Genomic DNA, 22,078 nt, shown 5'->3' on the forward strand with positions numbered 1-22,078 from the left:
CTACTGCCTCTTTCTGTCCGTCTGTGTTCGGAATGCGTTCCAAATGAATAATCCTCCAACGCCGAACGAAATGATACCAGCCATCAAAATCCATGATAGAAGCTGCTCGCCAGTCTGCGGCAAACTTGCTGGCAGTCCATTCTGGTTATTAGTCGCTGGTTTTGCTGTTCCGTCACCTGACGCAGGAACAGTAGTGTTTCCTGGAGCAGGATCTTTATCGGAGTCATTTGGAGTTCCACTATTTGCTGGCTGCTCCGGCGTGTTAGGCTCCTCTGGTTCCTCAGGATTCTCTGGTGTTTGTTCGCGTGTATTTGTCACCGTAACAACTACTGCTTCCACTTGCGCTTTATCAACTGTAAACGCAATTGGTTTATCGTCTAACTGATATCCAGGCGGCGCCTTTGTTTCAACGAATTGATAGTTTCCTGGCTTCAGATCATTCATAGTGATGTGACCTTCTCCGTCTGTAACAAGGTCTTCTTGGATTGTTTCGCCTCTGTCATTTACTAGTTTGAAAACAGCACCTTCTAGTTTCACAGTACGGTCATCTGTATCCACTTTCTCCAATACAGCTGATCCTGTCGTCAGTTCATTCACTGCTGTCACAACTGCAGCTTCTTTTTGACCTTTTTCTACCGTCACTTCGATAGGTGCAGCATCCAATTCATACCCGACAGGTGCCTTCGTCTCGACGAATGTGTAAGAACCTGGTGCCAAATCCTCAACAATGATACGTCCTTCGCTGTCGGTTAGCAACCTTTCTTTCACGATATTCCCTTGATTATCAAGCAATTGGAATTCCGCATTTGCCAGGTGAATCTCTGGATTATCTTTATCCACTTTGATAAGCGACACAATGCCCGGCTGAAGTGTATTTGCCGCTGTGACTGCCAGTGGTGTTTCCTGTCCTTTTTCAATTGTGAAGGTTATTGGTGTTACATCAAGTACATAGTTTTCCGGTGCTTTTGTTTCCACCAGCTGATAGTCGCCCGGCTTCAAATCTGCAATTGATAACAGTCCGTCACTATTCGTTGTCAAACCGTCCTGCAACGTTTCCCCTTTGCTATCCAGCAGACGGAATTCCGCTCCTGCTAACCCTACCTTATTATCAACACTGTCGACCTTATGCAGATGAACTGCACCTGTTGAAAGTTCATTTTCCAGCTGAATGACAGCAGTTTCTTGCTGGCTGCGTTCAATTGTCACCTGTTTCGGTGTCGGATCCAAGTCATAGCCGAATGGCGCTTCTGTTTCCTTGATAATATAATCACCAGGAACTAGATCACTAAATTGCAGCTTTCCTTCTTTGTCCGTCTTACCGGAAGCTATCTTTTCTCCAGCAGCTGTCAACAGGTCGAATGATGCACCCTCTAATCCGACTGTTTCATCGCCACTGTCCACTTTATGGATTTCCAGCGATCCTTTTATCAGGTCATTCTCCGCTGTGACTGTTACTTTTTCCGTCTGACTTCTTTCGACTGTGAACGTAATCGGTGTGCTATCTGTCAGGAAGTCAGCCGGTGCTTCTGTCTCAACAAATTGATAGCTTCCTGGTGCCAGACCGTCGATCGCGATTTTACCCGCTTCATCTGTAGTCAAATTCTCTTCGATGACATTACCATCCTGATCTTGCAGGTCAAATACAGCTCCCGCAAGTTTTTCGCTATTGTCGTGCGCGTTGACTTTCGTCAATTCCACTCCGCCAGGGATGAGTGTATTCTTTGCTGTAATGAGTAATGGCTCTTTCTGGCTCTTCGCGATCTTGAAGTCTATCGGTCTGTCATCAAGTACATAATCTGCTGGTGCTTTTGTTTCAATGAACTGGTATGCACCAGGTTTGAGATTTTCCACGACGATTCTGCCGTTTTCATCTGTCTTCAGTTTCTCTGCGACAACGTTGCCTTTGCTGTCCACCAGCTTGAATTCTGCATCGGCCAGTGTAATAGATTCATCTACGTTGTCTTTCTTTTCTAACACAACACTTCCAGGAATCAGCTCGTTTTCTGCATAGACTATAGCCGCTTCCTTCTGACTGCGTGTCACTTCTACATCAATCGGTGTTGCATCCAGCACATAGTTTTCCGGTGCTTGCGTTTCAATGAATTGATACTTGCCAGGTGCAAGATCTGCAACAATGATTCGTCCATCCTGATCAGTCACCAAGTTTTCCTGGACAGTTGTACCAGCTTCATCAACTAGCTTATACTCTGCTCCTTGAAGCGGCACATTTTCATTATCTTTATCCACTTTGATCAACGATACTGCACCAGGCGTAAGTGTATTATCAACTTCTACTGTCGGGATGACTTGCTGTCCTTTTTCGATTGTAAAGATGATTGGTGTGTCGTCTAACTTATAATCCACCGGTGCTTGCGTTTCGATCAGCTGATAGTCACCCGGTTTTAAATCTGTGATGGAAAGTTCTCCGTTTTCGTCGGTTGTTAAGCCTTCTCTAATTGTCTTACCTGTTTCATCCTGCAATTTGAACACAGCTCCGGCAAGACCGATCGTACTCTCTTTGCTGTCCACTTTCTTCAATAAAACAGAGCCTGTCGTCAATTCGTCCACTTGCTGTTCGGCAAGCAGCTGTTTTTGGCTCCGCTCTACCGTTACAGGGATCGGAGCACTATTCAAGTCATAACCTAATGGCGCTTTTGTTTCGACAATCTCATAATCGCCAGGAAGCAGATCTTTGAATTGGACCTTTCCTGTCTCATCTGTTTTGCCTGTTGCAACGATGTCTCCAGCTTTTGTCCGAAGCTCGTATTCTGCACTTTCCAACCCTTTATCCAAATTATCTTCGCCGACTTTCGTGATCTCGACAGCGCCTCTTTTCAGTTCATTGACAGCTGTTACGGATACTGACTTCTCCTGGCTGCGTTCGATTTCAAATGTGATCGGCGTTGCATCCAAAACAAAGTGCTCTGGCGCTTTCACTTCGACAAATTGATATGTTCCTGGCGCTAGACCAGTTACAGCAATTTTGCCGTTTGCATCAGTAACTAGATTTTCTTTCACAACATTTCCTGACGCATCTTTCAGAGCATATTCCGCACCAGCTAGGGTTTCATCTGTATCGTGTTTATTGACCTTCGTCAGTTCGACTTCCCCTGGCTTCAGCGTATTTGTCTGCTGTACAACAAGCGCTTCTTTTTGGCTCTTTTCCACAGTGAATGTAATTGGCTCTGCGTCAAGCTCGTAATCCTTTGGTGCTTCGGTTTCAATGAATTGGTATTTACCCGGCTTCAAGTTGTTAACAGTTATGCGTCCATCTTTATCCGTAACCAATCTTTCTTCCACCACATCGCCCTTGCTGTTCAAAAGCTTGAAGGCAGCACCTTCCAGCGTGATGCTGTGATCGGCACTATCCATCTTCTCCAGTACAACACTTCCTGGGATAAGCGTATTCGAAGCAGTTACGACAGCTGCTTCTTGCTGCCCTTTTTCTACTTTCACTTCAATTGGTGTGTCGTCCAGTTGATAATGCTCAGGTGCTTTCGTCTCCACGAAGTAGTATGTTCCCGGTGCAAGATCTTCGACGACAATTCTGCCTTCTTCGTTCGTGACAAGATTTTCTTTCACAATCTCGCTATTAGCGTCCTGCAAGTCATAGACTGCACCTGCCAATCGGAGATTCTGATCATCTTCGTCTACCTTAACCAAGGAAACTGCTCCTGGTGTAAGTGTATTCTCCGCTCTGACCTGAGCTGCTTCCACTTGACTGCGCTCGATTGTGAATCGTAGCTTTTCGCCATTCAGCTCATAATTCACCGGTGCTTTTGTTTCTTGGAAATAATAGCTGCCTGGCTGCAAATCGGAAACAGTAATCTTTCCTTTTGCATCAGTTTTTAATCCTTCCTGGATGAGCTCTCCATTTTCTTTATAAAGCGAAAACTCTGCATCGGCTAGAAGGGAATTATCTCTATCATCTACTTTTGTCAAAATTACTTCTCCTGGCAAAAGCTTGTTGCTCATTTCACGCTCTACCTGAATCGTTGCTTCATTGCTTTTCTCGATTGTGAAGGCTATTGGTGTCTGATCAAGCTGATAATCCTTTGGAGCTATTGTTTCGATAAGCTGATAGTCACCAGGTGCAAGCTGATCGATAACGAGCACACCAGCTTCATTTGTTGTCAGACCTTCTCTTAGCGTCTTGCCATCCGCTGTTTGGAGTTCAAACACAGCTCCTGCAAGTAATGTCTCTTTCTGGTCCCTATCAACCTTTGTCAGTTGAATAGCACCAGTGACTAGCTTATTTTTGATTTTACCAAGATCAATTTCAGCCTGTTTAGCTGGATTGATTTCAAACTCATGCACTGCTGCGTCCAGCTGGTAAAATTCCGGTGCTTTCGTTTCGACGATTTCATATTTGCCTGGTCGCAAATCCTTTACTTCCACCAAACCATTTTCATCACTTGTGAGTCCATCTTTCACTACTTTTCCTGTACTGTCTTTCAACGCGAAGACTGCACCTTGAAGCGGGTTGCCTGCTTCATCGGTCTTCTGCATTTTCACGCTGCCTTTTTTGACTGCATTATCTTTTGTGACAGTCGTTACAGTTGTCTGGTCCGCTTTAATTTCAAAGTAAACAGGATCCTTATTCAAATCGTATAAATCCGGTGCCTGTGTCTCAATGAAACGGTAGCTGCCAGCATCCAAATCTGTAACGGAAACTGTTCCATCTTCACCAGTAGTCAGGTTCTCCTGGATTTGTTTCCATTCTCCATCCACTTGCTGCTCCAATGCAAAAACTGCTCCTTGAAGTGTTTCTCTCGTTTCGCTATCATATTTCGTCAGTTCCACATCTCGTGTAATTTCTTTGTTTTGAATAGTCGTTTGTGATTCGCCATCCACAGTTACTTTCTTTGTATCCTGGATACCGACCACATAGCCTGCTGGTGCTTTATCTTCTTTCAGAAGATAATCGTCATACAGCAGATTCTTGAATAACGCTTTTCCATCTTCGCCTGTTGTCACAGTCCGGATCGCGATCTTTCCTTCACTGTCGTACAACGTGAATGTTGCACCAGCTAATGGATCGCCTGTAGCTACATCCACTTTGGACACTTCCAGGCTGCCGTATTCTCCCGAACCAGTACCACTGCCCCCGCTTTTGCGGACAATAATTGTCTTGCCTGATTCGACTGTTTCCGTTGTGATATTTTCACCGGAGAAGGTTGCTTTGTTGCTGACCGACTCGCCGTTTGCTGCATTGATATACGATTGGTATTCCAGGATATATGCACGATCAATATCATCCAGGAAGGATAATTCAAACGTTTGGCTGCCATCGTCAGCTGTCCTGATATCGAGCTTATAAGCCTCTTTCGATACTTCTTCTCCTTTTGAAAGACCGCCATTTTGCGCGACATTCGTTTCATATAGCTTGAAGCTGTCTTCTAAAAGGATTTGGTTTGCTTGCTGTTCATCTGTCACTTTCGCTTTCGATACATGTGATTGTCCTTTATTAATGTCGATCTTCCAATTGATCACATTGCCATTTTGGGAGCCATCTTTTACGTTATAGCTGCCGCCATTTGCAACGGAAACCTGTGCATTCAAGTTTATTGGATCCAGACCATCACTAGTTAACGTAGCAGTATTATCGTAACGATTGACAATCAATTCACCAGCCAAGCTTGTTTTGTACTCAATCCAATACGGTTTGCTGCTATCAGTCATCTTCACTCTAAAGCCTGGTTCACCTTTGTCATTGTCAGGTACTTCTTCCACAACGTAATCTTTTCCTTCTACTAGAGGTTCTGTACCTTTACCAACGCCATTCCACCAACTTAAAAGTTCCATGTCATACACTTTCAAGGAACCTTCTACCAGATTCTGATTTCCTTGGATATAATCGGTTACAGCTACATTCTTCAAGTCCTTCAGATCGTAGTTGATACCGACGTTCCAAGTGATTTCTTTGCTTACGGCATTATAGGAACCATTTTTAAAACCATTGTTCACTGTGTAATTATCCGGATAGAATTGGGCTGAACCCTCTTTGGTTTGTTCTTTCTTCCATTCATCTATCCAATCCAACTGAACATCATTTTTAAATATTTTCTGTTTGCCTAAACTGTCATAATCAAAATCCGTTGTATAGGATATTTTATACGGTGTTTCAATAATGTTCTTGAACTCCACTACAAATCCGTCTGGTGATACTTGCAATTCGTAATCTTTGTCTCTGACTAACTCTTTATTGCCATTGGCATCAACTATTTTGAATGTATCTTCCCGCATTGTGAGTCCCTTGTTCGGGTACGTGTCCGTGATGACAACGTTGGTCATCTTATGGGAATCTTTGTTGAAATCTATAACCCAATTACTCGTTTTGTCCTTGTAGTTCACATTCGGGACACTTTTGGAAAGTACCTGCTGACTGATTCCCCGATCCGCTCCTGTCTCAGATTCCCCTGCGGTTACTGTATTGTTAATGCTGCCATCATCTAGTACACGTCCATCTGCTTTGGTTTGGTACGTAATTTTGAAAGCGTTCTGGATATCTTCGTTGAATTGAAGCTGGAAACCGCGCTTTCCATCCGCAGCAGGCTGTTCTTCCACTCGATAGTTCGTATACGGCTCTTCACCTGCTTGCTGTCCATTTTCCCCAATCGTGATCTTTTCGACTTTCAATGAGTCACGAATCAGTATGTGGCTAGCATCGAACAAGTCTTCCAATACTGCATCTCTTTGCTGGATGTTTTTTTCATTGTAGTTGTATTGAATTTCCCATGTGATTGTTTGCTTCGCTGCATCATAAGCGATACTGCGTTTCGCAAGCGGCTTTCCTCGGCTGACTCCGACAGAAGCCTTTGCTGACAACTCTTCTGTATTCGAACCTGTCAGGAATGCTGTATTCTCATATCTCGTACCTTCAGCATCCGTAATATCAGTCTTGAACTCCACACGGTAAGCATCTGTAAGCTGGCCGAAATTGATCTGGAAAGGTTCCTCTTGCACCGTATAGGCGGAAGGACTTACCTCTTCCCCTTGTCTTACGCTGCCATCAAGCTGAACATCCAGCTTATACACCCTTATAGAATCAGGCTGCAGCTGTTGATTGGCTTGCAGCGGGTCTTTCAGTACAGCATCCTCGATAGTCTTCAGCTGCTTGTTGAAATCGACTGTCCAAGTGATTTCTTTTGCATTATAACCACGATCCGTCTTTCCTGATTTATCGATTGCATTTCCAGGTTTCGGCTGGAATTTAATTGGGATGACTGCCACATCTTCTTCTTTGATAGTAAAAATGATTTCCTGTTCGATACTTCCTTCAATTTTTTCATGCAGCTCTGTCCAGAAATGCAACGTACCTTTTACATTGGATAACTTGGTGATATTGTCATTGAAGGTCATGACAACTGTGCCATCCATGCTCAGTTTGTACGTTCCCACGCTTTCATTCCCAAACTCAAGCTGTCCGTCTACATCATTGTAGATTGCAAAATAATCCGGGAGCGAGAAAGTGAAAGTGGAGCCCTCTCCATAGCGATGACCATTTTGCAGTGCCCACTGCATATCAATCGATACTTCATCCCCTAATGCAGGTTGATTTTCCGGATTCTCGCTGGCATCGATGATATTCCCATCTTTGTCTCTTAATACAATGTTTGAAATGATATTTTCTTCTATTTCACCTGTAAGGCGATCTTCTGCTGTAATTTCGTTGTCTGCCTGTTTCACTTCGGCATTGTCTTCTGCTTGCTCTTGATCTGTTTCTTCTGCCTCAGCTTCTTCTTTTACAGGCTCATCTGTTTCCTCATTCTTATCAGCTGCAGATTCTTCCGCTGCTTTTTCTTCTTCAACAGGCTGCTCCTCTTCTTTTACTGGTTCAGCTGGAGATTCATCTCCTTGTTGTTCCTCTGCGGGCTTTTCTTCCGGCAGCGTTTCTTTCTCAGCTGCTGGATTCAAAAATAGCGGAACTACCTGTTCTTTATTTTCCACATGAAATGTTAAGTTGATCTCTTGTTCCTCGCTAGCCTGGAGGTTCTCGACAACCTGCGCTGTTACCTCCAGCTCACCGCTTGCAGGCTCTTGCTCTTCATTCGTATATTGGAAAGATAATACCCCATCTTTCAGTTCATATTTTCCGACTTCAGCTTCTTCTGCATTAAACAGAGTTGTTGATTCAATTTCTGTAAAGTCAAGTTGTTCTGGTAGTGTAATCGTGTATGTATGATCTGATGTGTGCTGGTTTTTGTTCCAATTCACTTTCAGTTTCAGCTGTGCGTCTCTGTCCAAACGATTATCTGAACTGATAGCATTGTCTTCCCCATCAGTTACGTCGATTACCGCCTCAAAAGCTTCCGAATCCGTTCCTTCTGCAAATACTTGCGCTGTTCCAAGTGCACCGGATAACACAGTTTGCATAAGCAGGATGGTAATAAGCAGCATTACAGGAATCTTTCTTATCACTCTCTCGTACTCCTCTACAATTTTTTTATCGGGTATCTGCCCAGACTTCCTCACATTAGCAAAGGATTCTGAACAAAAACTGTACATTTTATCCAAAAAGAAGTGATAAAAGACCTGCAAATATTGTCGAAAGGCAAAAAATCTTCCAAATACAGGCTGATTTTCCACATCAGATTGTTATAATACTAGCTAGAAGACGTTGTGCAGGAGGCTATAGTATGAAAGTAATGCTCGTAGACGATGAGCCGTTAGCGCTGCAATTTCTCGAAACACAATTACATAGCATTGGAGACTTTAAGATTGTCGGTGCTTATCAAACATCCCGGGGATTGATGGATAGAATTAAGGAGAAGAAACCGGAGTTGCTGTTCCTGGATATAAAAATAGGCTCTGTGAATGGTGTTGAACTGGCTGCTGCCATACAGGAAGAAAATCCGAATGTGCCAATTGTATTTGTGACTGGTTTTCAGGAATATGCCGTTCAAGCATTTGAACTGAATGCCTTGGACTATATTGTGAAGCCGATTCAAAAGGATAGATTAAGAAAAACGATCCAACGACTAAATACAGAGGTGCAGAAAAATGATTCGAATGCACCTGTTCGTATCAATTGCATGCCAACTTTGCAATTCCTTCAGAATGGTGAGACATTGCCTGTTCAGTGGAGAACATCAAAAGCGAAGGAAGTGTTTTGCTATCTGCTCCATCATGCAGGAAAGCCGATACGCAAAGATGTACTGATTGAAGAGTTCTGGGAAGATAAGGAGCCGGAGAAGGCTTTTACGCAGCTGTATTCCACGATCTATGTTATCCGGAAGACATTGGCTGCATCGCTTCCCGGCCTGTCTTTGAGCAGCGCTAATCAGTGCTATCAGCTACATCTGGGAGACACGGAAGTGGATATTAGGGAATGGCGGAATGAAATCACACATCTGCCAGTATTAAATGAAGATTCTTTATCCGCTTATCAAAGACTGCTGCGAGAATATAAAGGGGATTATTTTTCTGCAGAAGCTTACTCCTGGGCAGAATCAGAGCAGAGGCAGCTGCGGGAGAATTGGTATAAAACCGCTGTACAGGTCGGGGTATTCTTAGAGGAGCAGCACAAACTGGAAGATGCTGTTTCCCTGTACTTGCGGATGCAAGCGGATTACCCATACATTGCACATAGCTATATACGCCTCATGCATGTGTATGATGTGTTAGGAGAATCAGGTGAAGTTGTGAATCAGTATGAGGGATTAAAGCAAATGCTGGAGGAAGAATTTGCTATCGCGCCGGAAGCGGAACAGATGGCGTGGTATACATCATGGAGAGAGCGGCATATGCAGGCTTGATAAGCAGGAGGACATTATGAAACGCAGCACGAAACTGATGATTATATTCGCTTTTGCAGCTTTCTTAACGTTAGGGAGAGTGGTCTGGTACCACACACAGACACCTGATGTTCAGCCTGAGGCTGCCGACGGGCTGATGGATGCTCGCCAGATAGATTTTTCAAACAGTCATTCGATAGAATTGATTGGGGATTGGGAACAGCTAAGCAAAGCTGGTGATCCCCTCTATACACCGCTTCCGAAATATATGGAAGCAGAGGCTGCAGGATCTTATGAAATGACGATACAAGTCGGTGAACAAGCTGACCGCTATGCCCTTTCCGTCCGATCGCTTTATTCGAATTTCTCGGTCTATGCCAATGATCAGCTTGTCTACCAAACTACAGATCTTGAAAAAGGACCACCTACTCCAGTTTCCATTTCAGATCTGCGTCCAAACGAGAATGGTCAAATCAAAGTCAAATTCACGTTCGATGAATTCCACGGCAATAAGCGGGCACGATCATTGATCAGCGTGAGATTCGGCTCGTCGCAGCAGATTCAAAAGGAGACATATCAAGCAGGCCTGCTCCAGTTTTTTGTTGGTGCCATCATATTTATCCACGCAATATATGCATTTGTACTTTACTTAATGAAGCCCAAAAAGATTGGGACTATTTTCTTTTCCGTCGCAGCTTTATTGGCGAGCATAGCCGTTGTGACTTCCGATTACAATACTCTGGGCTACGTCATGCCGCTTAGCCATGAGTGGTATGTACGAACGGTTTATTTCAGTTATATCGGCTTAAGCTTCTTCTTTTTGCTATTTGTCATCTTCACCTATACAAAAGCAGCTTACAGGTGGCCATTTAAAATCCTTTATGTCCTTTTTATTGGATATTTGATTTATATCCTTGCAGCACCGATTGAATTCGTTCGGTATGTTATCGGCATCGCTATCAGTTTGGTAATAGCTTTCTCTATCATATTCTTGATTTTATTCCGAACTGTTTTTCTCAGCGGCCAGAAAGCTTTGCCACTGTTCCTTGCAGGTACTGCTGTTATCTCCCATGTCGTTTGGTCTATCGTTGTAAGTTTTCTTCCTATTGGGGATACTTTGCGAGCTGCCATCAAAGCTGGCTTTTACCCTTTCGATATCACAATTGCATTAGTATGCTTCTGCAGCTTTTGGTTCCTGCGCTTTTTCCAGACAGAAACAGAGAACGAGCAATATATTGAACAGCTGGAAGCGGAGCAAGTACGGAAGGATCAATTCTTAGCAAACACCTCCCACGAGCTGCGCACACCATTACATGGGATGATGAATATGGTTCAAAGCGTACTGGATCAGGAAAACAAGCTCACAGATCACAGCAGATATCTGCTGGAACTTGCAAGTACACTCAGTCGGAAGATGTCTTATCTTATAAATGACTTGATTGATGTCAATCAGATGAAGTCCAATAAAATCCGCCTTCAACCTTCTGCTATGTCCATTGAACCGATTCTGATCGGAACAGTTGATATGCTCCGTTTTATGGCAGATGAGAAGGATGTAAAGATCCATATGCGATTGCCGCAAAGCCTTCCTTACATATATGCAGATGAACATCGCGTTACGCAAATCGTAACAAATATGCTGCATAATGCCTTAAAGTTTACATCGGAAGGAAACATAACCATTGAAGTTTCATCAGATGGATCCAATTTAATTGTTAAGGTAATAGACACAGGTATCGGAATGGATGCCAAGACGCAGGCACGAATTTTCAGTCCTTATGAAAAAGGAGAGAATTCTATTTCTGAGAGCGAAGGAATCGGTCTGGGTCTTAGTATCAGCAGACAGCTTGCAGAGCTGCATGGTGGTTCTTTGTCTGCAGAATCAATTCTTGGAAAAGGTTCAGTTTTTACTCTCTGCTTGCCACTCGAGGCGGACTGTTCGGAAGAATACAAAGAAGATACAATGTCACGCTTCGAATCTGCCGCTTCAGAGCAGTTTGCTGAACCAAATCTTCAAGCTGGCAGCGGATATCGTATACTTGCAATAGATGATGATCCCGTAAACTTGAAAATCTTAAAACAAGCGCTGAAAGCAGAAGGTTACCAGATTCGAACAACTGCATCACTAACCGATTTTTTACAACACTTAGATACTGATAGATGGGATTTACTGATTATTGATGTGATGATGCCTGAGATTTCGGGTTTCCAGCTAACGAAGAAAATGCGCAGTCGCTATAGCCTTTCCGAATTGCCTGTTCTGCTGCTCACTGCACGCTCACAGCCTGAGGATGTATATGCAGGTTTTCAGGCAGGTGCCAATGAGTATGTCACCAAACCGGTCGATATGGTCGAGCTGAAAATACGGATCAAATCACTGCTGGAGTTAAAAAGCTCCATCGAGGATCGACTCAGTATGGAAGCGGCCTGGCTGCAAGCACAGATTCACCCGCATTTCCTGTTTAATACATTGAATACAATCGGAGCATTAAGTTCGATTGATAATGACCGGATGCTGCGGCTGCTTCAAGAGTTTGGCAGCTACTTACAAGCAAGTTTTAATGGAAAGAACCTATCCAGCAGTATCCCCATCGAGAAAGAATTGGAATTGGTACGATCTTATTTATACATCCAACAGGAACGGTTTGGTGAAAGACTGCACGTTAACTGGGAAATCGAATCTGGACTCACATTCAATATTCCTCCGCTGACGCTGCAGCCCTTGGTTGAAAATGCCGTTCTTCATGGCATACAGCCAAAAGAAGATGGCGGCACCATCCATATACAGCTGTTGAGAAAAGGAGACTATGCCTTTATTCGAATCAAGGATGATGGCATTGGGATTACTTCCGGGAAACAGCAACGATTGAATGTATCTGCCGGTCACCGAGATAGCATTGGCTTGATCAATACCCATACCCGACTGCAAAAGCTCTATGGCTTCGGACTGATACTTTGCAGCGAAGACGGATTGGGGACAACGATACAAATTAGTATCCCTCTATAGGACGGAAAGAAGACCAGCGGTCCCTCGACATAGGACAGCTGGTCTTTCTTCATTTCAGCTTCTCTGGCAGACTATGGATGGAAGCAATCAGCGTATTCAATTTGTTTTCGATCCGGTGCATCAAATAGAAGGTGACAGCTGCCGGAAATCCGAATTCCTTTATGATCGCAAGCCACGGCTCCATCTATTAGGCCTCCTTTCTTATTAAAAAAGGAGTGCAGCTTATAACGGCTGCACTCCATCAGAGTTAAAATACTTCTTCAACAGTACGGTCAACGATACGGGCAGCTTTTTTCGAGACAAGCGGTCCGCCGCTCGATGCGATGACATTCTGTGTGAGAATTACATCCATTGCCTGGTTGATCGCTGCTTCGTCGAATGGTTCAACGGGCTGCTCCAAGCTGATGGTAACAGTTTTGCCGGCTTCATTCAAAAACTGCAGATCAAGTTTCTTCAAGCTTTATCCCTCCTTTTTTGTCGAATTAAGATTCACGCAGGATAGAGTGGTCGTTCTTCTCCACTGCGTACAAATTGCGCTGCTGCAATGGTACCAATGCATCAGCGAATGCCTGCAGCTCATCCGGTGTCGCATCAAGTCTGATGTTATTAAAAGATTTTGTTTTGTATTTGTCTTTGCCTGTGTCCGGATCCACGCCGTCGTATAAAACGATGCTGAGGCGTGTTTTATTATGGGTTGCGATGACTGCCATGTTTCTCCCCTCCTTTCACAGCTATAATCGGAGTATGCACCGAAAAAGTGTGGAAAAAGTTTAGAAAAATGATCATGAGCAATGTCTCAGCCCAGTAAGTAGCGGGATAGGCTTGTAATATAATAGTAATTTTACGTTGCATCTGTTTCATAGTACAATTAAGGTTAGCATATTCTGCTGACAGGTAGACTTTACCAGCAAAATTAATGAATAAACATACAGATACATCAGTAAATAAAGGAGTTTAATCATGAGAAGAAGGTCACCTTACCAACCCCAGCCTCCCAGGCGAATAGTGAAGAAAAAAGTAAATAAAAAACGAATTTTGATGCTGCTCCTTATCCCCGTCTTAATCCTTGGTGCAGGCGGTGCGGCATATGCGGCTCATTTATGGACCTCAGCAGCCAGCGCCATCGACAAAGCACATGTTGCAGATACTCGGGATAAATCAGCATTGCGGGATGAAGCAGTCGACCCCGTGGAGGATAATGTTTCGATTCTATTCATGGGAGTGGACGACAGTGATACACGCGATGAAGGTAATTCCCGCTCCGACGCGATGATCCTTGCTACTTTCAATAAGAAAGAACATAGTGTAGATCTTTTGAGCATTCCGCGTGACTCTTACGTGTATGTACCGGAAGTCGATCGCCAGACGAAAATCACCCACGCACATGCGTATGGCGGTGCCCAGGCTAGCGTAGAGACGGTTGAAAACTTCCTTAACGTCCCAGTCGACTATTACGCAGAAATCAACTTCAATGCCTTCATGGATATCATCGACACACTAGGCGGTATTGAAGTAGAAGTTCCTTACGAGCTGTACGAACAGAACTCGAAGGATCAGAAAGACGCGATCCATCTGGAAGAAGGATTGCAGGAACTAAATGGCGAAGAAGCACTGGCACTTGCACGTACCCGTCATTACGATAATGACATCGAACGCGGTAAACGCCAGCAGGAAATCATCAAGGCGATGATCACAAAAGCCTCTTCAGCTGGATCCGTATTTAAATATGATGCATTGATTCAGGATGTTGGCGACAACCTAAGTACAAGTCTTACATTTGATCAGATCAAGAGCTTCATCTCTTATGGCACAAGCAATGACCTGACAATCAACACATTGAATTTGGACGGAACAGGCGGTAAGCTATCCGACGGCATCTGGTATTACCAAGTTGATCCAACTTCCCTTGCCGATATCCAAAAGCAGCTTCGTGAACATCTCGGACTGTCAGAGGAAGTAGACACAGATAGTGTGGAAACCAATGGCAGCGGCGTTTACGATGATACTGGTGCGACGGATGGTACTGGAACAACTGATTCCACTGGCACTACTAGCAGCGGAACAGGAGAAACTGGCACCACTGACAGCAGTACTGGTACAACAGGAAGTACAGGTACAACGGATAGTGCTACTGAAGGAACTGATTCTACTGATAACAGTACCGGAACTAGCGGCTCTGCAGATAGCAGCACAGAATCAAGCGGGACTTCAAGCTATGATACAGGCAGCTCTGATAGCACTTCCAGCGGATCAACGTATGAAGATACAACAGGTACTGCGACAAACGACAGCAGTTCAGTCAACTCGACAGTAAGTACCACAACACCATAAACAATAAAGACTGCCACCCTGAAAAGGGGTGGCAGTTCCTTTTTAAAACTATTGATGTTAAGTTATTGTAAAAATAAAATTGTCTTCTCTCGCTGTAACTAGTATAATTTATAAGGTCTGAAAAATGAACGTCCTAATGGGAAGGATTTTTAAATGAAATCAGCTATAACTGTTCTTAAAGAACAATTCAAGCATTTTAATCTAATTAGACGAATTTCGCTATATGAATTAAGAAACAACAATAACGCAAATTATCTTGGTCTTGCCTGGGAAGTACTTAGTCCTTTAATTCAAATTGCTATCTATTGGCTTGTATTTGGATATCTCGTATCAGGTGGTCAAGAAAGAGTAATAAAAAATCCTTCTGGTGGGGAAGATCTTCAATTCTTACCTTGGCTAGTATCCGGGTTAATTCTATGGATGTTCTTTCAGCCTGCCGCTACACAAGGATCAAAATCTATTTACTCTCGACTTCGATTGCTCTCAAAAATGAATTTTCCAATGAGCGTAATACCTAATATTACAATTTTCTCGAAACTGTATCCTCATCTTATTCTAATAGGTATAGCCTTTGTTATTATGCAAATAACAGGATATACAGTAAGTATATATATTGTTCAATTACCTTATTTTGTTTTTGCAGGATTTGCTTTTACGTATGCATTTGTACTATTGATGACCACATTAACAACATTAATCAGGGACGTTCAACTCTTGCTTCAAGCTACTTTACGTATGGTGTTATATCTAACACCAATTCTATGGACTTCCCAAAATCTCCCGTACTTCTTGGATTTACTCATGAAGCTAAACCCTCTTTATTACTTAGTTGAGGGCTATCGAGCTGCTTTGATGGGTGAGCATGGATGGTATCTTGTGAATTCTTGGGAATATACTCTGTACTTTTGGTTTGTCACTCTGTTGCTCTTCATCATTGGCTCAACACTTCATATGAAGTTCAGAAGGCACTTTATAGACTTTCTTTAAACGAAGGGATTAATATGGGAAAATCAATTATAGTTGAGAACGTAAGTAAAAAATACAAACTCTACGCTAAGAGTTCCGATCGAATAAAAGATATTATTTTACCCAAAAGTTATGGCGAAGACTTCTATGCTCTGCAAAATGTAGATTTTGTCGCCGATAAAGGTGATGTAGTAGGATTTATAGGCATTAATGGCTCTGGGAAGTCAACATTATCTAATATCATAGCAGGAATTGTTCCTGAAACATCCGGATCGGTTACTCTAAATGGTGATGCTGCCCTAATAGCCGTTTCTGCTGGTCTCAAAGGAGACTTAACAGGCAGGCAGAATATCGAACTTAAATGTTTAATGCTTGGGTTAACTCAAAAGGAAATACGGGAGTTAGAACCAGAAATCATTGAATTTGCCGAGCTTGAAAAGTTTATTGATCAACCAGTTAAAAATTATTCAAGCGGTATGAAATCCAGACTTGGCTTTTCCATCTCAGTAAATATAGATCCTGAAATACTGATTATTGATGAAGCTCTGTCAGTAGGTGATAAAGCTTTTGCTGAGAAAAGCCTCGCAAAGATGCATGAGTTTAAAGAAAAAGGCAAAACCATGATCTTTGTAAGTCATTCAATTGGGCAGATGAAACAATTCTGCGATAAGATTTTATGGTTAGAATTTGGACAGGTTCGCGAATATGGTGATACAAATGATGTATTGCCACGATACGAGAAATTCCTAAATGACTATAAAAAGATGTCTAAGAGTGAGAAAGAAAAGTATAGAGAAAAAGTAATACAACAAAAAAAATGACCTGGAAAATCCAGGTCATTTTTTTAATATTATCCGAAACATAAACTCAAATGCTTTTAATATCCTCTTCCATCGGAAAGGTTGTTTTACTAATCTATATAACCATTCCAAGTTTAGGCTGATCCATATCTTGGGGGCACGTTTGACGTCACCAGCCAAGATATCAAAGGCGCCCCCCACTCCCATAAACAAACCTTTTTCAAACAATTCCATATGAGTTGCAATCCAATTCTCCTGTTTAGGAAACCCTAGAGCCACGAATATAATATCCGGCTCTACTGATGCAATTTCTAAAGCAATTTGCTTATCGTCATTAAAATATCCGTGTTGATTACCCGCTATTTTTAAATTAGGGTAATTTACTTTTATCTTTTCAACTGCTCTTTTATTAGATTCAGGCTTGGCACCCAAGAAATAACAGCTTAATTTATTGTCATTAGCAAAGTCTAATAACTTGAACATCACATCAAAACCAGTAACTCGCTCTTCGATAGGATTTCCAAGCAATTTTGATGCAATCACAACTCCTGCACCGTCAGGTATAATATAATTTGCACTTTTAACGCTTTTTTTATATATTTCATCTATTCTAGTTTGCATGACGATTTCAGGATTGGCTGTTACAACAAAAGTCCTTTGATGGTTCTTAATTCTCGGATACACATGTTCTTCCAATAATTCTAATTGTGTTAGCTTGTTAAATGGAATCCCCATAATATCCACAAGTTCATTATTAGACACTCCTAGACAACCTTTCAGTATTCCCGAATCAATAATGATCTAAGGATTGATAGACTTTCCCATTATGCCATGAAAACAATTTCTTTACAAACTTTTTAAGTAATCTTAACACTTAAAAAGGACAACCAGACTCATCTAGTTGTCCTTTTGCTCTACGAACCGTTATTAAATAACTCTAACCATCTCTTTTTATACGCGTCTTCACTAAACCTTTCACTAACCTCAACCGCTTTTTGACTTAAATCATGCCTTAGCTTATTGTCCGTCATCAAGGAGATTACTTTTCTTGCAAGTTCTTCTTGATCGCCTTTTTTAACTAAAAAGCCGTCTATCCCATCTCTTATAATATCCTTTGGTCCGTACTTGATATCGTATGAAACAGTTGGTGTGCCTACAGCTAGGCTCTCAGTTAGTACTAAGCCAAATCCTTCATAGTCAGATGTAAGAATCGAACAAGCAGCCTTACGATATACTTCCTCCGGATTTGACGCAAATCCTCTTAATTTAACATGGTTCTCTAGTCCGTTCTGTTTGATATGCATTGCTAATTTTTCTTTCAATGGACCAAATCCATATATGTTATAGACAGCATCAGGAACCGAAGCTACAACATACTTAAAAGCTTCTATTGCCTCTTCAATTCTCTTTTGTTCATCAAAACGCGCTAAGGTCACAGCTTCATGCGGAAGATATTCTAGCTCATTTTTATTTATTTTATTTGCTGCATGCGGAATAACACGTACATCCACTTCCTGAGCATCAAACTTTCCAAGCACGTCTTCCTTTTGCTCATGAGTCAAAAATACTACTGTATCAAACTTATTTAAATTGTTCAGAAGTGGATACCACGTCTTTTTAGGTGACGCTGACGCATCATAAGGAGCTGATAGATGATTATTATGTGCAACAGCCACTTTATTAACTTTAGCCTCTACATCAATTAGTATTTCATCAGTTTTTCTTGAGTCGGACATTAACACTGGTTGCGGCAGAGATTCAATGCTCTTCTCAATCCACTCCACATACAATTCATTCATGTTTTCAAATTCATATGCATTATCTTTTTCAAATAAGATGGCCCGTCCTTGTTTCTGATTTTCATTAATCCATATTGATAGTCGGCAATCTCCACTATGGTTAAAATACCTATCTAATCTAGGTTTATTATCCATAGGACTCATGTGACTTGTCCGAACAATAGATCCATCAGCTAAATATTCCTCTCTTTTAGTCCGCTTCCTATCTTCATCCATGTAATCAATCAGTTTCAAGGTACCGTCCTTATTGAATCTGCGATATTGTCTATAGATTCCATTTTCGTAATAACGGTATGCTTCTAACTTACTCTTCTTATCTAAAGTCGAAGCAAAATCTTTAATTTTCACATCAGATTTATTACGTATTACATTGTCAGGAATATCAAGAGTATCTACAAAAAAATTCCTGACTTTCACTCTTTTATCAAGTTGCCCGCTCGAATACAGCTGCTCAATTATTTGTCTGAAATCTTGTTGATAAGCTAACGTAAGAAAGATTACTTCATCACAGTAATTTGAAAGGAGATTCGCTCTTTTCATAACAGCTTTTGTTAATCCGCCTCTTTCAACATTCAAAGAATTAAATACAAAAATCGGTGTTTTCACAATAGCTCCTCCACTCTACTTAGCGTTCGAAGATAGCATCTACGACCCTTTTGGTAGCTTTACCATCTTCTAAGTAACAGAATCTCTTATAGAATTGTTCATACTCTAGCTTATTAGTATATCCTTCTTTATCGATTTCCTTTATCCCAGTAATTATTTGGTCCGTTTCTTTATAAAGGGGACCTGGTGCACGATTTTCAAAATCAAAGTAAAAACCACGTAAGTTGTCTCTGTAATCCTCTAGGTCATAAACAAAGAAAAATATTGGCCTTTTCAAATTCGCGTAATCAAAAAATACTGAAGAATAATCTGTTATCAGTACGTCCGAGATTAAATACAGCTCCCGTATATCTTCATAATTTGAGAAATCATATGCAAAACCTTCATAAGACGACAAGTCAATATTCTCTGCGACTAAATAATGAAGCCTTAGAACAATAACATAATCATCTCCCAGTTCTTCCTTCATAAGTGCTAGGTTCAACTCAAGATCAAATTTATATTTTCCTTTTCGATGAAATTGATTATCTCGCCATGTAGGTGCATACAGGATTACTTTTTTTGATGGCAATCCAAGCTTTTGTTTAAGGGTATTGATATAATCAGTATTATTCTGCAAATAAAGTATATCGTTCCGAGGGTAACCTGTTTCAAGTACTGTCTTGTTAAAATCAAATGCCCGCTCAAATATTTCCGATGAATAAGCATTCGGTGACACTAGATAATCCCACTTTGCTGCCTCTTTAAGAAAATTTCTTTTGTATGCATTTGTATTGGTACCAGGCATTAAAACTTGATCCATATCTGCTGCTAATCTTTTAAGCGGCGTACCATGCCATGTTTGCACATATACAGTGTGACTAGGTTTTGGTATCCATAACGGAAGTCGACTATTTGTAACCCAATATCCAGCTCTATTCATATTTAACAACCATCGAAAAGAGAAACGACGAATGTAAGTAATCTCCTTCTCTTCAAACACCTTTGCGGAACGTCTATCTGCGCTCCATATAAGCTTATAATCAGGATATTGCTCCTTCATATACTCATACATGGCACGAGGATTATCACTAAACTGTTTTCCCAGAAAACTTTCGAACATCACAAGCTTTTTATTAACAGGTAGTACCTTTCCAGCAATTGAAAATAGAACTTGATATGCTTTCTTTATAACTGATGATCTTCTTGCTTTTACAATCTTCTTTTTCATTTTCTTAATATTATTTGTTAGAGCATTGTATGGATAACTTTGTACTGTGAGATATTGTGCTTTTTTAGTTAATGCCGCTCTAACTCTAATTTGATTACCTCTATTTTTTAGCTTCACATAGGCTGGAAGTGTATTTGCTTGTTCAAAGAGGCGCAATCTTGTACTTCTTCTCACCTTAACTACTCCACTATCTTCATACTCAACATCAACGAAAAACTTAAAAAATTGCCTGCGATCAGACACAATATATTCTTTAGGATTGAAGAAGCCTTCAAAACCCGCCCTACCTAATTGGTTATTACCTTCGTATAATTCTTCAAGGTCTTTTCTTTCTCTAAGTTTTAAGGGTATGATTGTTTCCTTGTCTTCCAAGTTATTAGTCACAACCAAATTCATTTTTAAGATGGAGGTGTTTGCTTTTTGAAATAACTCAGGAAAATTGATACATCCCGAGAAGTGGAAGTCACCTTGTTTTTTCAAATGAATTTCATCAATTATTCCAAATACAATATCACCTTTATTTGTTCTAAATGATAAATTACCTTTTGATGTACGATATGGGTAAAATATACGGTTTCCATCATTTGTAAATACTGAAAGAAATTGCAGATGTTCTGGCTTACAACTTACCCGATTTTTCTTAGTTTCATCGAAACCCATTCTAAAAAGATATAAATCCCAGTTTTCGCCTGCAACATCAAGAAATGGAATTTGGCTAAAATCTATTTTCATATCAACGATAATAAAATCCTCAATTATATTACTTATTTGAAATGGCAATTCAATCTCTTTTAGAGTTTTTCTCCCTATAATTGAAAAAGTGAATTTGTCGTATCCTTCTATATAAGACTTTCTTAGGGGTACTTTTACTGTGTATGTATCAGTATGTTTTTCAATTCCAATTATTTTCATATTTGTGAATGAATTAGTGTCCATGATACTCCTCCTGGATGCATGCTTCTGTTAATATATCCATATTACTTCATTTCATTCCTCATTAAATTCCTGAGCAATTCCTTATTTACTATACTAGTAATTTATTCATCTTGCACAGGAAGACTTGAATTTTAATCAAAACGTAAATATAATGTTAATTAAGTGTAAACAGTGTAAGTTACACTTAGTTAATGTAAATTCAAAACCCTTATTTCGATAAAATCTTATATTAAATGACTAAAATAAAGGAGAATAGTGATGAAAAAAGTAATTACGTACGGTACATTTGACTTGTTGCACTGGGGCCATGTGAACTTACTTCGCCGCGCGAAAGAAATGGGTGATTATTTAGTAGTGGCAATTTCTTCTGATGAATTCAACAAGCTGAAAGACAAGAAGTCTTATCACAGCTTTGAAAACCGCAAAATGATCCTTGAAGCGATTCGTTATGTGGATGAAGTTATCGCAGAAGAAAGCTGGGATCAGAAAGTCCACGACGTAGTGGACCACAATATTGATGTATTCGTCATGGGCAGCGACTGGGAAGGCAAATTCGACTTCTTGAAAGAGCATTGTGAAGTCGTTTATCTTCCGCGTACAGTTGGTATCTCCACTTCTAAGATCAAAGACGATCTTTTAGAAGTGAATAATGGTTAGAGAATTTGCTATTTCTCTCTATCTAGCAT

The 22,078-nt window shown here is 41.1% G+C and carries 13 protein-coding genes; 6 read left to right on the plus strand and 7 right to left on the minus strand.

Translation table 11 applies throughout. The features are described from left to right. A complete protein-coding gene (locus SFC25_RS15395; protein ID WP_411216141.1) occupies nucleotides 1-8,421 on the minus strand; it encodes a SpaA isopeptide-forming pilin-related protein in 8,421 nt (2,806 codons plus the stop codon). Between the two features lie 218 nt (nucleotides 8,422-8,639). Here SFC25_RS15395 and SFC25_RS15400 point away from each other — a divergent pair, with 218 nt between their 5' ends. Together SFC25_RS15400 and SFC25_RS15405 are read left to right on the plus strand one after the other, a co-directional pair. Further along, the gene (locus SFC25_RS15400; RefSeq protein ID WP_411216142.1) at nucleotides 8,640-9,758 is read left to right on the plus strand and encodes a response regulator; all 1,119 of its coding nucleotides are present in this window, start codon (nucleotides 8,640-8,642) and stop codon (nucleotides 9,756-9,758) included. Nucleotides 9,759-9,774: 16 nt separating this feature from the next. Beyond that, complete coding sequence (locus tag SFC25_RS15405) at nucleotides 9,775-12,744, plus strand: ATP-binding protein (RefSeq protein WP_411216143.1); 2,970 nt, start codon at nucleotides 9,775-9,777, stop codon at nucleotides 12,742-12,744. 49 nt (nucleotides 12,745-12,793) lie between these two features. On the opposite strand, the gene SFC25_RS15410 is transcribed toward SFC25_RS15405, so the two are convergent. The 3 genes from SFC25_RS15410 to SFC25_RS15420 all read right to left on the minus strand — a co-directional run bounded on the left by SFC25_RS15410 (nucleotide 12,794) and on the right by SFC25_RS15420 (nucleotide 13,454). Next, entirely contained in the window at nucleotides 12,794-12,928 is a 135-nt protein-coding gene (locus SFC25_RS15410; protein WP_077307232.1) for a YvrJ family protein, read from the minus strand. Between the two features lie 63 nt (nucleotides 12,929-12,991). Further along, a complete protein-coding gene (locus SFC25_RS15415) occupies nucleotides 12,992-13,201 on the minus strand; it encodes a DUF2922 domain-containing protein (protein WP_411216144.1) in 210 nt (69 codons plus the stop codon). A gap of 25 nt (nucleotides 13,202-13,226) precedes the next feature. Next, on the minus strand, nucleotides 13,227-13,454 hold the full coding sequence (locus tag SFC25_RS15420; protein WP_093880544.1) for a DUF1659 domain-containing protein: 228 nt from the start codon (nucleotides 13,452-13,454) through the stop codon (nucleotides 13,227-13,229). 250 nt (nucleotides 13,455-13,704) lie between these two features. On the opposite strand from SFC25_RS15420, the gene SFC25_RS15425 reads away from it, so the two are divergent. The 3 genes from SFC25_RS15425 to tagH all read left to right on the plus strand — a co-directional run bounded on the left by SFC25_RS15425 (nucleotide 13,705) and on the right by tagH (nucleotide 16,862). Beyond that, nucleotides 13,705-15,075 carry an LCP family protein gene (locus SFC25_RS15425; protein ID WP_411216145.1) on the plus strand — a complete coding sequence of 457 codons (1,371 nt, stop codon included), beginning with the start codon at nucleotides 13,705-13,707 and terminating at the stop codon, nucleotides 15,073-15,075. A 153-nt stretch (nucleotides 15,076-15,228) separates the two neighbouring features. Beyond that, nucleotides 15,229-16,062, plus strand: a complete 834-nt coding sequence (locus SFC25_RS15430) for an ABC transporter permease (RefSeq protein ID WP_411216146.1) — start codon at nucleotides 15,229-15,231, stop codon at nucleotides 16,060-16,062. Between the two features lie 14 nt (nucleotides 16,063-16,076). Further along, nucleotides 16,077-16,862, plus strand: a complete 786-nt coding sequence (gene tagH / locus SFC25_RS15435; RefSeq protein ID WP_411216147.1) for a teichoic acids export ABC transporter ATP-binding subunit TagH — start codon at nucleotides 16,077-16,079, stop codon at nucleotides 16,860-16,862. A gap of 15 nt (nucleotides 16,863-16,877) precedes the next feature. On the opposite strand, the gene SFC25_RS15440 is transcribed toward tagH, so the two are convergent. The 3 genes from SFC25_RS15440 to SFC25_RS15450 all read right to left on the minus strand — a co-directional run bounded on the left by SFC25_RS15440 (nucleotide 16,878) and on the right by SFC25_RS15450 (nucleotide 21,392). Next, nucleotides 16,878-17,603 carry a WecB/TagA/CpsF family glycosyltransferase gene (locus SFC25_RS15440; RefSeq protein WP_411216148.1) on the minus strand — a complete coding sequence of 242 codons (726 nt, stop codon included), beginning with the start codon at nucleotides 17,601-17,603 and terminating at the stop codon, nucleotides 16,878-16,880. A 152-nt stretch (nucleotides 17,604-17,755) separates the two neighbouring features. Next, nucleotides 17,756-19,246 carry a glycosyltransferase gene (locus tag SFC25_RS15445; protein ID WP_411216149.1) on the minus strand — a complete coding sequence of 497 codons (1,491 nt, stop codon included), beginning with the start codon at nucleotides 19,244-19,246 and terminating at the stop codon, nucleotides 17,756-17,758. A 19-nt stretch (nucleotides 19,247-19,265) separates the two neighbouring features. Next, a complete protein-coding gene (locus tag SFC25_RS15450; RefSeq protein ID WP_411216150.1) occupies nucleotides 19,266-21,392 on the minus strand; it encodes a CDP-glycerol glycerophosphotransferase family protein in 2,127 nt (708 codons plus the stop codon). A 258-nt stretch (nucleotides 21,393-21,650) separates the two neighbouring features. Between SFC25_RS15450 and tagD the strand changes: the two genes are divergently transcribed. After that, complete coding sequence (gene tagD, locus SFC25_RS15455; RefSeq protein WP_095220892.1) at nucleotides 21,651-22,049, plus strand: glycerol-3-phosphate cytidylyltransferase; 399 nt, start codon at nucleotides 21,651-21,653, stop codon at nucleotides 22,047-22,049. Nucleotides 22,050-22,078 lie beyond the last annotated feature (29 nt).

The organism is Terribacillus saccharophilus, from assembly GCF_046592595.1.
Classification (GTDB): domain Bacteria; phylum Bacillota; class Bacilli; order Bacillales; family Amphibacillaceae; genus Terribacillus; species Terribacillus saccharophilus_C.